The sequence below is a fragment of the Streptomyces sp. G45 genome (assembly GCF_049542095.1).
GTDB lineage: Bacteria > Actinomycetota > Actinomycetes > Streptomycetales > Streptomycetaceae > Streptomyces.
On record NZ_JBMUZU010000001.1, the window covers coordinates 1,536,192 to 1,550,602 of the forward strand.

Below are 14,411 nucleotides of genomic sequence, written 5' to 3' on the forward strand. Positions count from 1 at the left end.
CCCTGCCCGGAGAAGAGGAAGGCGAGCCCCCGTCGGCCGCGGCGCCCAGGACCGGCCCCGGGCGCCCGTCGGCCAGGTCCCCGAGACCGCTCAGCAGCGCGTCCCGGTCGGCGGCCCACACCACGGCCCGCTGGTCGAGGGTGGCGCGTGAGGTCGCGAGGGACCAGCCGATGTCGGCGGGGCGCGCGTCGGGCCGGTCCCGTACGTGGTCGGCGAGCCGCCGGGCCTGCTCCCGCAGGGCCTGCTCGCCTCGGGCGGAGATCGTCACGGGTACGAGTACGGGGGTGGGTGTGGGTGTGGGTACGGGGGTGGGCGCGGGGTCGGGCGCGGGGGCCTGCGGAAGCGGTCCCGCCGGTTCCGTGCTGGTCCGCTCGCCCCGCGTGTCTGGTCCGCCCCGCCCGTCCGGGCCGTCCTGGGGGCGCGGCTGTTCCAGGATCACGTGCGCGTTGGTCCCGCTGATACCGAAGGAGGACACCCCGGCGCGGCGCGGGCGCCCGGTGTCCGGCCAGGGGCGGGCCTCGGTGAGCAGGCGCACCGCGCCCGCCTCCCAGTCGACGTGCGGTGACGGCTCGTCCACGTGCAGGGTCTTCGGCAGGACGCCGTGCCGCAGCGCCATGACCGTCTTGATGAACCCGGCGATGCCCGCGGCGCCCTGCGTGTGGCCGAGGTTGGACTTGATGGAGCCCAGCCACAGCGGCCGGTCGGCGGGGCGGCCCCTGCCGTACGTGGCGAGCAGGGCGCCCGCTTCGATGGGGTCGCCGAGGGTGGTGCCGGTGCCGTGCGCCTCCACGGCGTCGACCAGGTCGGCGGAGAGCCGGGCGGCGGCGAGGGCCTGGCGGATGACGCGCTCCTGGGAGGGGCCGTTGGGCGCCGACAGGCCGTTGGACGCGCCGTCCTGGTTGACGGCGGAGCCGCGTACGAGGGCGAGCACGGGGTGGCCGTTGCGGCGGGCGTCCGACAGCTTCTCCAGCAGGACGAGGCCGACGCCCTCGCCCCAGCCGGTGCCGTCCGCCGCCGCCGCGAACGCCTTGCACCGCCCGTCGGGCGCGAGCCCCGCTGCCTGCTGAACTCGACGAAGATGCCCGGCGTGGTGAGCACCGCCGCTCCCCCGGCCAGCGCCAGCGTGCACTCGCCCTGCCGCAGCGACTGCGCCGCCAGGTGCACGGCGGCGAGCGACGCGGAGCACGCGGTGTCGACGGTGATCGCCGGGCCTTCGAGGCCGAAGGCGTAGGCGAGGCGCCCGGACAGGACGCTGGCGGCGCCGCCGGTCATCTGGTGGCCCTCGGTGTCCTCGCTGGCCGCCGCGGTGCCGCCCTGGGTCATGAGGACGGAGCCGACGAAGGCGCCGACGGGCTCGCCCTTCAGGGCGGCGGGGTTGACGCCCGCTCGCTCGAACGTCTCCCACGCGGTCTCCAGGAGCAGCCGCTGCTGCGGGTCCATCGCGGCGGCCTCGCGCGGGCTGATGCCGAACAGGTCCGCGTCGAACCCGGCGGCGTCGTCGAGGAAGGCGCCCTCGACGGCGTAGGTGCGGCCCGGCCGGTCGGGGTCGGGGTCGTAGAGCGCGTCGAGGTCCCAGCCCCGGTCGGCGGGGAAGGCCGAGACGGCGTCGGTGCCGGTGGCCACCAGGTGCCACAGGTCCTCCGGGGAGCGGACGCCGCCGGGGAAGCGGCAGCCCATCGCCACGACCGCCACCGGCTCGTGGGCCGCGGCCACCAGCTCGCGGTTGCGGGCGCGCAGCGACTCGACCTCCTTGAGCGAGGTCCGCAGCGCCTCGATGAGCTGCTGGTCACCTACCGGCATCGTGCTCCTCCGTCTCGGCGTGCGGCACCACGAGGTCCGCGTAGTCGGCGCCGCCCGCGTGATCCGCGGTGTCCGCGCCGTGTGCGTTGTGCGCGTTGTGCGCGTTGTGCGCGTTGTGCGCGTTGTGCGCGTTGTTGAGTGCCAGGGCGAGCAGCCCCTCGGCGTCCATCCGGTCGATCGCGCCCGGCCCCGCGTCGCCGCCGGGATGGCCGCCGGGACCACCACCGGCCCCGTCGACGGGGGCCGCCGGGGCCTCGGCGGGGCGGCCCGCGAGGTCGAGCAGGGCGTCGAGCAGGCCCGCGTCGCGCAGCCGGGCGAGCGGGACGGCGGCCAGGGCGTCCCGCACCCGCCGCTCCACGTCGGCGCTCCCGGCGCCCTCCTCCTCGTACGCGGAGGCGAACTCGGTGGCGAGGCGGGCGGCCAGCGCCGTGGGCGTGGGGTGGTCGAAGACGAGCGTGGGGGCAGGCGCAGGCCGGTCGCGGCGGCGAGCCGGTTGCGCAGCTCCACGGCGGTCAGGGAGTCGAACCCGAGGTCCTTGAAGGCCCGTTCGCGGCCCACCTCTTCGGCGTCGCCATGGCCGAGGACGGTGGCGGTCTCGGCCCTGACCAGGTCGGTGAGCTGCCGGTTCCGCTCCTGCTCGGGCAGGGTCGCGAGGCGGCGGCGCAGCGCGGCGGCGCCCGCCGCACGGCCGCCCCGGCGGGCCGGGGCCCGCACCAGGCCGCGCAGCACCGGCGGCAGCGCCTCACCGCGCGCCCGCAGCGCCGCCGGGTCCAGGCGCATGGGCAGCAGCAGGGGTTCGCCGCTGGTGAGGGCCGCGTCGAAGAGGGCGAGGCCGTCCTCGGGCTTGAGGCCCTGGAGGCCGGAGCGCGCCATGCGGGCGCGGTCCGTGCCGTCGAGCCCGGCCGTCAGGCCGCTGGTCTCGGCCCACAGGCCCCAGGCCAGCGACACGGCGGGCAGCCCGGCCCGGCGGCGGCGCTGCGCGAGGGCGTCCAGGAAGGCGTTGGCCGCCGCGTAGTTGGCCTGGCCCGCGCTGCCGAGCGTGGCGGCGGCCGAGGAGAACACCACGAACGCCGTCAGTTCCGTGCCGCGGGTCAGCTCGTCGAGGTGCAGCGCGGCGTCGGCCTTCGGCCGGAACACCCGGTCCACGCGCTGCGGGGACAGCGCCGCGAGCACGCCGTCGTCGAGGACACCGGCGGTGTGCACGACACCGGTCAGCGGGTGCGCGTTGGGGACCGACTTCAGCAGCGCGGCCACCGCGTCACGGTCGCCGACGTCGCACGCCGCCCACGTCACCCGCGCGCCGTGCGCGGCGAGGTCCGCGGTGAGGGCGGGCGCCTCGGGGGCCTCGCCGCCGCGCCTGCTCGCGAGCAGCAGGTGGCGCACGCCGTGCGTGGCGGCCAGGTGCCGGGCGACGGCCCGGCCGAGGGTGCCGGACGCGCCGGTCACCAGGACGGTGCCGTCGGCGTCCCACACCGTCTCACCGCCGTCGGCCATCTCACCGCCGTCGGCCGTGGGGGCGCGGTCGAGCCGGGGTACGAGGATCCGGCCCGCGCGCAGGGCCAGTTGGGGCTCGTCCAGGGCGAGGGCGGTGGCGAGCGCGGCGGTCGACGCCGGGTGGCCGTCGACGTCGACGAGCACGCACCGGCCCGGGTGCTCCGCCTGCGCCGAGCGGACCAGGCCCCAGACCGCCGCCGCGCCCGGGTCGACCGCCGGGTCGCCGTCGGCGGCGGCGAGGGCGCCGCGGGTGACGAGCACGAGCCGCGCGGCACCGCCCCGCTCGTCGCCGAGCCAGGCGCGCAGCAGTTCCAGTGCCCGGCAGGTCCGCTCCCGGGCACGGGCGGCCGCGCCGTGCCCGTCGTGGGCGGCCGCGGTGTCATCGCCGTACGCGGCGGCCTCCACCAGCACGGCGTCCGGTACGGGCGCGCCGGAGGCGGTCGCCGTGTGGTAGGCGGGCAGGTCGGCGTACCGCTCGGCGGATGCGGGCAGGTCAAGGGCGGTGTCGCCGATGACCGCCCAGGTGCCCGGTGCGGTGCCGCTCGCGGTGGGTGGCTCCACCCAGGTCAGGCGGTACAGGCAGGTGTGCCGCCCGCCGTTCGGGGGCCCGGTGTCGACCGGGCGGGCGGTCAGTGAGCGGATCGTCAGGGCGGGGGTGCCGTCGGCGTCGGCGACCGTCACCGTGACGTCGTTCGCGGTGCCGGGCGACACGCGGACGCGCACCTCGGGGCCGCAACGCCCGTGCGGGGACACGTCGTTCCACGCGAACGGCATGGCGGCCCGGCCGGGGCCGCCGTCACCGGCGCGCAGCAGGCAGGTGTGCAGGGCGGCGTCGAGGAGGGCGGGGTGGGCGAGGTAGCGGTCCGCGTCGGCGCGGTCGTCGTCGGGCAGCGCGGCCTCGCCGACGATGTCGTCCCCGACCCGCCAGGCGGTGTGCAGGCCCTGGAACAGGGGGCCGTAGACGAGGCCCGCGTCGGCGAGCCGGTCGTAGAACGCGGACAGGTCGACGGGCTCGGCGCCCGGGGGCGGCCACGGGCCGTCGAGCGTGGGCGGCTTCGTCGCCTCCGCCTCGGCGAGGGTGCCGCGGGCGTGGCACGACCAGGGCTCTTCGGGGGGCGCGTCGTCGGGGCGCGCGTACACGGCGAGGGCGCGGGTGCCGTCCTCGTCGGCGGCGGCGACGCGGATCTGGACGCGGGCGGCCGTGCCGCCGGTGAGGGCGAGGGGCCGCTCCTGGACCAGCTCGCGCACGTGCGGGCGGCCGGTCTCGGCCCCGGCGAGCGCGGCGACTTCCAGGAAGGCGGTGCCCGGTACGACCACGGTGTCGCCGACGGTGTGGTCGGCGAGCCAGGGGTGGGTGTCGAGGGACCAGCGGGCGGTGAGGACGGTCTCGCCCGCGTCGGCGAGGTCCACGCGGGCGCCGAGGAGCGGGTGTCCGGCGCGGTCAAGGCCCGCGGCGGTCACGTCACCGGCGCCGGTGGGCGCCGTGAGCCAGAACCTGCGCCGCTGGAAGGCGTACGTGGGCAGGTCGACGACCCGGGGCGCGCGGCCCGCCCAGGCCGCCGCCCAGTCGACGGCGACCCCGTGGGCGTACGCCTGCGCGACCGACGTCAGGAAGCGGCCCAGGCCGCCCTGGTCGCGGCGCAGCGAGCCGACGGCCGCGCCGGTGGTGCCGGGGGTGTCGTCCAGGGCGTCCCGGATGCCCGCGGTGAGCATGGGGTGCGGGCTGGCCTCGACGAACGCGCCGTGCCCCTGGGCGATCAACTCCCTTACGGCGGGCTCGAACCGGACGGGCTCGCGCAGGTTGCGGTACCAGTACGCGGCGTCGAGACCGGCGGTGTCCAGGAAGCCGCCCGTGAGGGTCGACAGGAAGGCGACGCGGCCCGTGCGCGGGCGGATGTCCGCGAGGTCGTGGGCGATCCGCTCGCGCACCGCCTCGACGTGCGGCGAGTGCGAGGCGTAGTCCACCGGGACGCGGCGGGCCCAGACGCCGGTCCGCTCGCAGTGGGTGAGCAGCGCGTCGACGGCGGCGACGTCGCCCGACACCACCACGGACGCGGGCCCGTTGACCGCCGCGAGGCACAGCCCGCCCGCGCCCCGGGCGTCCAGGTCCGCGAGGAGCGCCTCGGCCGCGGGCGGCGCGAGCGCCAGGGAGACCATGCCGCCCCGGCCCGCGATCGCCGTCAGGGCCCGGCTGCGCAGCGCGACCACGCGGGCCCCGTCGGCCAGGGACAGGCCGCCCGCGACGACGGCCGCGGCAATCTCGCCCTGCGAGTGGCCCACGACGGCGGCGGGCTCCACTCCGTACGACCGCCACAGCTCGGCGAGCGACACCATGACCGCCCACAGCGCGGGCTGCACCACGTCGACCCGCTCCAGGTCGGCTCCGGCGCCAGCGGCGTCGCGTACGACGTCCGTCAGCGACCAGTCGACGTACGGGGCGAGCGCTTCGGCGCACGCGGTCAGGCGCTCCCGGAACACCGGCGCGGACCGCCACAACTCGGCGGCCATGCCCGTCCATTGGGCGCCCTGACCGGGGAACACGAACACCGTCCGGCCGGGGTCACCGGCCACGCCCTCGACGGCGCCGGGCGTCTCCTCGCCCCGTGCGACGGCGGCGAGCGCGCCGAGCAGCGCGTCCCGGTCGCCCCCGATGACCACCGCGCGGTGGTCGAGGGCGGCGCGGGTCACGAGGAGGGAGTGGGCGACGTCCACCAGGTCCGGCCCGGGGGCCGCGGCCAGGCGCTCGCGCAGGGCGGCGGCCTGGGCGCGCAGGGCGGGGCCGCTCCGGGCGGAGACCAGGAGGGGCAAGGGGCGGGCTGGCGAAGGGAGTTCGGCGCTGGGCGCCTCGGAGTCGGGGGCTTGGGCGTACGGGGTCTCGGCGGCGGGGGCCGGGGAGTCGGCGGTGGCCGTGGTCAGCGCGCCGGGAGCGGTCGCCGAAAGCGCGCCCGAGGCCGCCGCCGCGGCGGAGGCGGTCGCCGCCGTCGACGCACCGCCGTCCGGCCCGGTCGCCGCCAACACCGCCTCGCCGCCCGGCACTTCGGGCCCCTGCTCCAGCACGACGTGCGCGTTCGTGCCGCTGATGCCGAAGGACGACACCGCCGCCCGCCGGGGGCGCCCGGTGTCCGGCCAGGGGCGGGCCTCGTCGAGCAGTTCCACCGCGCCCGACGCCCAGTCGACGTGCGGTGAGGGCGCGTCGACGTGCAGGGTCTTGGGCAGCACGCCGTGGCGCAGCGCCATGACCATCTTGATGACCCCGGCGACGCCCGCCGCCGCCTGGGTGTGGCCCAGGTTCGACTTGACCGAGCCGAGCCACAACGGCCGCTCGGCGGGGCGCTGTTGGCCGTACGTGGCGAGGAGGGCCCCCGCCTCGATGGGGTCGCCGAGGGTGGTGCCGGTGCCGTGGGCCTCGACGGCGTCGACGTCGGCGGGGGTGAGGCGGGCGCCCGCGAGGGCCTGGCGGATGACGCGTTCCTGGGCGGGGCCGTTGGGCGCGGTCAGGCCGTTGGAGGCGCCGTCCTGGTTGACGGCGGAGCCGCGGACGACGGCGAGGACGCGGTGTCCGGCGCGTTCGGCGTCCGACAGGCGCTCGACGAGGAGGACGCCCGCGCCCTCGCCCCAGGAGGTGCCGTCGGCCGCCGCGGCGAACGGCTTGCAGCGGGCGTCGGCGGCGAGCGCGCCCTGGCGGCGGAACTCGGTGAAGGCGTTGGGCGAGCACATCACGGTGACGCCGCCCGCGAGCGCCAGGTCGCAGTCGCCGCCGCGCAGCGCCTGCGCGGCCAGGTGCAGCGCCACGAGGGACGACGAGCAGGCCGTGTCCACGGTGACGGCGGGCCCCTCGAAGCCGAAGGTGTAGGCGATGCGGCCGGTGGCGACGCTGCCGGACCCGCCGGTGCCGAGGTATCCGGCGATGTCGTCGGTGATGGTGCCGAGGCGCGTCGTGTAGTCGTGGTACATCAGCCCGGCGAACACGCCCGTGCGGCTGCCGCGCAGGGCCGTCGGGTCGAGGCCCGCGCGCTCCAGGGCCTCCCAGGACGCTTCGAGGAGGAGCCGCTGCTGCGGGTCCATGGCGACGGCCTCGCGCGGGCTGATGCCGAACAGGTCGGCGTCGAACGCGGCGGCGTCCCGCAGGAATCCGCCCTCGGCCGCGTACGGGCCGGGGTCGAGGGACCAGCCGCGGTCGGCGGGGAACGGGCCGACGGCGTCGCCGCCTCGCTCGACCAGGCGCCACAGGTCCTCCGGGCCCGCCACGCCGCCCGGGAACCGGCACGCCATGGCGACGATGGCGATCGGCTCGTCGGCGGCGGCCGGGCGGCGCGCGGCCGGGCGGGCGGGGCGGTCCCGGCCGGTGAGCCGGGCGGCGACGTGCGCGGCCAGCTCCCGCGGCGAGGGGTGGTCGAAGACGAGGGTCGCGGGCAGCCGAAGGCCGGTGACGCGGGCGAGGCGGTTGCGCAGGTCGACAGCGGTGAGCGAGTCGAAGCCCACGTCACGGAAGGCGCGCCCCGGTTCGACGGCGGTGGCCTGGGTGTGGCCGAGGACGGCGGCGGCCTGGGCGCGCACCACGTCGAGGACCTTCGCGGTGCGGTCGTCCGGCGTGAGCGCGGCGAGTTCCCGGGCGAGGGCGCTGCCGCCGCTCTCGTCGTCGGCTGCCGCCGCGCGCCGGGCCGGGGGCGGCACCAGGGCGCGCAGCAGCACGGGGACGCCGTCGGTGGCGGCGCCCGCGCGGACGGCGGCCAGGTCGAGCCGTGCGGGGACGACGACGGGCAGGCCGGTGGCGAGGCCCGCGTCGAGCAGGGCGGTGCCGTCGTCGGCGCTCAGGGCGCGGACGCCGGAGCGGCGCAGCCGGTCGCGGTCGGCGTCCGACATGCGGCCGGTCATCGCGCTGGCGTCGGCCCACAGGCCCCAGGCCAGGGACAGCGCGGGCAGCCCCTGGGCGCGCCTTTGGGCGGCGAACGCGTCGAGGAAGGCGTTCGCCGCCGCGTAGCCGCCCTGGCCCGCGGCGCCGAAGGTGCCGGACGCCGAGGAGAACACGACGAACGCGGTGAGGTCCGCGTCGCGGGTCAGCTCGTGCAGGTGGACCACCGCGTCGGCCTTGGGCCGGAACACCGCGGCGAGCCGCTCGGCCGTCAGCGCGGGGAGGGTGCCGTCGTCGAGGACGCCGCTGGTGTGCACCACGCCGCGCAGCGGGTGCCCGGCGGGCACCTCGTCGGCGAGGACGCGCTCCAGGGCGTCCCGGTCCGCCACGTCACAGGCGGCCCAGCGGGCGGTCGCACCCAACTCTTTGAGTTCGGCGGCGAGTTCGGCGGCACCGGGGGCGTCGGCGCCCCGGCGGCTGACCAGCAGCAGCCGCCGTACGCCGTGGGCGGCGGCCAGGTGGCGGGCCACGACGCGCCCCAGGACGCCGGAGGCGCCGGTCACCAGGACGGTGCCGTGCCCGTCGAAGCCCCCGGCGGCATCGGTCGGCACCGGCACCCCGCGCAGCCTGGGCACGAGCGCGTCGCCCGCCCGCAGCGCCACCTGCGGCTCGTCACCGCCGACGACACCGGGCAGCGCGTCACCGGAGGCCGGATCGCCGTCCCAGTCGACCAGGACGAGCCGGTCCGGGTTCTCCGCCTGCGCCGAGCGCAGCAGCCCCCAGGCGGCGGCGAGCGCGGGGTCGGCCGTCTCGCCGTCGTACGCCGCGACGGCGCCGCGCGTCACCACGACGAGCCGCGCCGAGGCCAACGGGTCGGCGGCCAGCCAGTCCTGAAGGAACGTCAGGAGATCGGTGACGGTGTCCCGGGCGGTCGCCGCCAGGTCGCCCCGGTCCACCGCGGGGCCGCCCCTGTCCACCGCCGGGTCGCCCTCGTGCAGCGGGTCGTCCTCGCTCGGCCGGAGCGCCAGCAGCAGCGCGTCGGGAACGTCCGGCGCGGCCACCAGCGCCGCCACGTCCGGCTCCGTGCGGACCTGGGCCCCGGTCGCGCGCAGAGCGGCGGCGATGTCGGTGGCGTGGCCGGTGTGGCCTCCGATGACCGCCCACGACTGCGGCGGCGGGACGGCGGCGGCGCCGCGCGCCGGAACCCAGTCCACGGCGAACAGCGCGTCGGCGGGCCCCGTGGCGGCCGACCGCAGCTGGTCGGGTGCCACCGGGCGCACGGCCAGGGACTCCACGGAGACGACGGGCGCGCCGGTCGCGTCGGCCGCCTCCAGGGTGACGGCGTCGGGGCCGAGCGGCGTGATCCGCACCCGCAGGCGGGTCGCGCCGACCGCGTGGACCCGTACGCCGGACCATGCGAACGGCAGCCGCGGAGCGGCGTCCTCGCCGGTGGCGGGCCGGGCGAGGGCCGCGGCCTGCACGGCGGCGTCGAACAGCGCCGGGTGCACGGCGAACCCGTCGCCGTCGCCGTCGCCCTCCCCCGCCCGGTCCCCGGCGCGTTCCTCCGGAAGCACGACCTCGGCGTACACCTCGTCGCCCAGGCGCCAGGCGGCGCGCAGCCCCCGGAACGCGGGCCCGTACCGCAGGGACAGCGCCGCGAGGTCCTCGTACGCGCCGTCCACCGGAAGGGGTTCGGCGCCGGGCGGGGGCCAGGCGTCGAGGCGGGCCGGGGCGGGTGCGGCCGCGGTGGTGAGCGTTCCGGTGGCCTGCCGGGTCCACGGCAGGCCGGGGGCGTCCGCAGGGCGGGCGTGGAGGGTGAAGGGGCGGTCCCCGGCGGCGTCGGCGGGCCCGACGGCGGCCCGCAGGTGCGTCCCGCCGCGCGGCGGCAGGGTCAGGGGCGCTTCGAGGGCGAGGTCGGCGACGGCGGCGCAGCCGGTGTGCTCGGCGGCCCGGACGGCCAGCTCCACGAAGGCCGTGCCGGGCAGCAGGACAGTGTCGCCGATCGCGTGGTCGCCCAGCCAGGGGTGGGTGTCGCGGGACAGCACTCCGGTGAGCAGGGTGCCGCCGGAGTCGGGCAGGTCGGTGGCCGCGCCCCACCACGGGTGGTCGAGCGGGCTCAGACCGACGGCGGCGACGTCACCGGCGGGCGGTGCGGCGTCGAGCCAGTAGCGCCGCCGGTCGAAGGCGTACGTGGGCAGCGGCACCCGGCGGGCGCCGGTCCCGGCGAAGACCCGCTCCCAGTCGGGGGAACGGCCGCCCGCGTGGAGCGCGCCGAGCGAGCGCAGGAACCGGTCGAGGCCGCCGTCGCCCCGGTGCAGGGTGCCCGTGACGAGCGGGTCCTGGCCGAGGGCGCCCAGGGTCTCGGTCAGGCCGAGGGCGAGCACCGGGTGGGGGCCGCACTCCACGAACGTGCCGTGCCCGGCGGCGGCCAGGCGCTCGACGGCGTCCGCGAGGCGGACCGTGCGCCGCAGGTTGCGGTACCAGTAGTCGGCGGTCAGCTCCTCGCCCGCGAGGGCGCCGCCGGTGACCGTGGAGTACAGCGGCAGCGCGCCCGCGCGAGGGCGCAGGCCCGCCAGGGCGGCGAGCAGGTCGGCGCGGAGCAGTTCGACGTGCGCGGAGTGCGAGGCGTAGTCCACGGCGACGCGCCGGGCGCGGACACCGTCGCGCTCGCAGGCGGCGACCAGGTCGTCCAGCGCCCCGGGGTCTCCGGAGAGCACGACCGACGAGGGCCCGTTGACGGCGGCGAGGGACACGCGGTCGGCGAGCGGCGCGAGGCGGTCCCGCACGTCGGCCACCGGGGCGGTCACCGACACCATGCCGCCCGCCCCGGCGAGCTTCGCCGCGATGAGGCGCGACCGCAGCGCCACCACCCGCGCCCCGTCGTCCAGGGACAGCGCCCCGGCCACGCAGGCGGCGGCGATCTCCCCCTGCGAGTGCCCCACGACGGCGTCGGGCTCCACCCCGTACGACCGCCACAGCTCCGCCAGCGACACCATCACCGCCCACAGCACGGGCTGCACCACGTCGACGCGCTCCCCGACCCCGTCGTCGACGGCCCCGAACACCACGTCACGCAGCGACCAGTCGTCGACGTACGGAGCGAGGGCCGCCGCGCACTCCTCCATGCGGGTGCGGAACACGTCGGACGCGTGCCACAGGTCCACGGCCATCCCCGCCCACTGGGAGCCCTGGCCGGGGAAGACGAACACGGTCCGCCCCGGCTCGCGCGCGACCCCTTCCACGAGGTCCGCGCAGGGCTCGCCGTCGGCGAGGGCGCCGAGCCCGCGCAGCAGGTCGTCGTGGTCGCGGCCCACGACGACGGCCCGGTGCTCCAGGGCCGCGCGGGTGGTCGCCAGGGAGTACGCGAGGTCGACGGGACGCGGGCGGGCGGCCACGTGCTCGCGCAGGCGGCGCGCCTGGGCGCGCAGCGCGTCGGGGGTCCCGCCGGACAGCACCCAGGGGACGACGCCCGGGTCCACGGGCCCGCCGTCCGCCCGCTGCCCCTCGGGAAGCTCACCGCGGGCACGGGCCCCCTCCTCCTCGGCCGCCTCCACGATCACGTGCGCGTTGGTCCCGCTGATGCCGAACGACGACACGCCCGCCCGCCGGGGGCGGCCGGTGTCGGGCCAGGGGCGGTCCTCGGTCAGGAGGCGCACCGTGCCCGCGGACCAGTCGACGTGGTGCGTCGGCGTGTCGACGTGCAGGGTGCGCGGCAGCAGGCCGTGGCGCAGCGCCAGGACCGTCTTCATGACGCCCGCGATGCCCGCCGCCGCCTGGGTGTGCCCGATGTTCGACTTGAGGGAACCGAGCCACAGGGGGCGGTCGGCGGGGCGGCCCTCGCCGTACGTGGCGAGGAGGGCCTGGGCCTCGATCGGGTCGCCCAGGCTGGTGCCCGTGCCGTGGGCCTCGACGGCGTCCACGTCGGCGGGGGCGAGCCCGGCGCCCGCGAGGGCCTGGCGGATGACGCGTTCCTGGGAGGGGCCGTTGGGCGCGGTCAGGCCGTTGGACGCGCCGTCCTGGTTGACGGCGGAGCCGCGGACGACGGCGAGCACGGGGTGGCCGTGCCGCCGGGCGTCGGCGAGCCGCTCCACCAGGACCACGCCGACGCCCTCGGCGAGCCCGGTGCCGTCGGCGGACCCGGCGAACGCCTTGCACCGGCCGTCGGGGGACAGCACCCGCTGGCGGCTGAACTCCAGGAACGTCGCCGGGCTCGACATGACGGTGACTCCCCCGGCGAGCGCGAGGTCGCACTCGCGGTTGCGCAGGGCCTGCACGGCGAGGTGCAGCGCCACGAGGGACGAGGAGCAGGCCGTGTCGAGGGTGACCGCCGGGCCTTCGAGGCCGAAGGCGTAGGCCACGCGCCCGGAGGCGACGCTCGCCGCGCGCCCGGTCTCCAACTGGCCCTCGTACTCCGGGAGGGTCCCGGGCAGCCGGGCGGTGTAGTCCTGGCCCATCATCCCGGTGAACACCCCGGTGCGGCTGCCGCCCACCGCCTCGGGTGTGAGCCCGGCGCGTTCGAAGGCCTCCCAGGACACCTCCAGGAGCAGCCGCTGCTGCGGGTCCATCACCAGGGCCTCGCGCGGGCTGATCCCGAACAGGGCCGCGTCGAAGGCGGCGGCGTCCGTGAGGAATCCGCCCTCGCGCGCGTAGCTGGTGCCGGGCCGGTCGGGGTCGGGGTGGTAGAGCCCGTCGACGTCCCAGCCGCGGTCCGCGGGCAGCGGGGAGATCCCGTCGGTCCCCGAGGCGACGAGGCGCCACAGGTCCTCGGGGGTCGCGACGCCGCCGGGGAAGCGGCAGGCCATCGACACCAGGGCGATCGGCTCCCGGCCCGCCGCCTCGGCCCGCCTGAGGCGCTCCCGGGTGTCGGCGAGGTCGGCGGTGAGCCGCTTGAGGTAGTCGAGGGTCCTGGCGGCGTGGGGGTCCTGGGTGCCTGGGGTGCCGTGCGTCATGTCGAACGTGCTGCCCTTCCCGCGAGGATGTCGGACCGCGTGAGCCGGGGCCGGTCAGGCGGTGGCCGCCGCGCCGAACCGCAGCGGCAGCACATCGGGGCCGGAGACGCCGGTCGAGGGCCGCCAGGTGATCGGCCCGGCGACCTCCGGCGGGTCGAGGCGGGCGGTCAACGCCTGGAAGGCCTCGGCGAGTTCGACGCGGGCCAGGGCGGCGCCCAGGCAGAAGTGCGCGCCGCCGCCGAAGGCCAGCGGGGCGGCCTCGCGGCGCGCGGTGATGTCGAAGGCGTCGCCGTCGCGGAACACCAGCGGGTCGCGCTGCGCGGAGTGCGCGCACAGCCAGACGGGCGTACCGGCCTGGATGGGCAGGCCGTTGACGGTGAAGTCCTCGGCGGCGGACTTGGTGGCCACCACGGTCGTGGTGGGGCACCAGCGCAGCACCTCCTCGACGGCGTCCGGCGCCAGCTCCGGCCGCTCCCGCAGCAGCTTCCACTGCTCGGGGTGGGCGGCGAACGCCACCATGGCGTGGCCGAGTTGGTGGCTCGTCGTCTGGTACCCGGCGACGAGCAGCGTGGCGATCAGGGTGCGCAGCTCGCGGTCGTCGAGCGCGCCGTCCTCCCGCTGGGCGCGCAGCACGTCGGAGAACAGGTCGTCGCCGGGGCGGGCCTTGCGCTCCTGGACGACGGCCTCGAAGTAGTCGTACATGCCCGCGAGGCCCTCCTCGACCTCGCCGACGCGGCTCTGGTCGGGGCCCAGGGCGAGGACCAGGTTGGTGCTCTTGCACCAGCGGCCCACCGTCGCGTGGTCCTCGGGCGGGAAGCCGAGCAGTTCGCAGACGACGGCCGCGGGCAGCGGGTCGGCGAACGCGGCCACGAAGTCGCCCTCGCCGCCCGCCGCGAGCCGGTCGGCGAGGCGCTCCGCGGTGGCGCGGACGAACGGCCGCAGCGCGGCGATCCGCCGCGAGGTGAACGCGTGTGTCACCAGGCCGCGCAGCCTTCGATGGTCGGGCCCCTCCAGGCTCTGCATGAAGTCCCGCATGAACTCGCGGACGATGCCCTCGGACGGCCCGACCAGGTCCACGACGCCCCGGAAGCCCGACACCAGGCGCGGGTCGCGGGACAGGGCGTGGGCCTCGGCGTACCGCAGCACCAGCAGGCCCAGCGGCGTACTGGCGACCCAGGACCGCTCCCGGGCCTCGGCCACCTCGGGCGAGTCCCAGTCGAAGTCGGGCACGGTGATGTCCAGGAACGGCAGGTCCTGCCAGGATGTCCCGGGCGCTGCGGCGGTAGACATGGTCGGTCCTTCCCTCGGGGAGTCGG

The 14,411-nt window shown here is 77.9% G+C and carries 1 protein-coding gene and 3 pseudogenes; all 4 read right to left on the reverse strand.

What is annotated here, in order from left to right:
• Nucleotides 1-121: 121 nt before the first annotated feature.
• Nucleotides 122-268: pseudogene (locus ACOBQU_RS06095) on the reverse strand (hypothetical protein); the annotation flags it as partial.
• 170 nt (nucleotides 269-438) lie between these two features.
• A pseudogene (locus ACOBQU_RS06100) lies at nucleotides 439-4,434 on the reverse strand (SDR family NAD(P)-dependent oxidoreductase); the annotation flags it as partial.
• Nucleotides 4,435-12,954: pseudogene (locus tag ACOBQU_RS06105) on the reverse strand (type I polyketide synthase); the annotation flags it as partial. It abuts the pseudogene before it with no gap.
• 195 nt (nucleotides 12,955-13,149) lie between these two features.
• Nucleotides 13,150-14,385 (reverse strand): cytochrome P450, encoded by a 1,236-nt coding sequence (locus ACOBQU_RS06110; protein WP_423624867.1) that lies wholly within the window; start codon nucleotides 14,383-14,385, stop codon nucleotides 13,150-13,152.
• Nucleotides 14,386-14,411 lie beyond the last annotated feature (26 nt).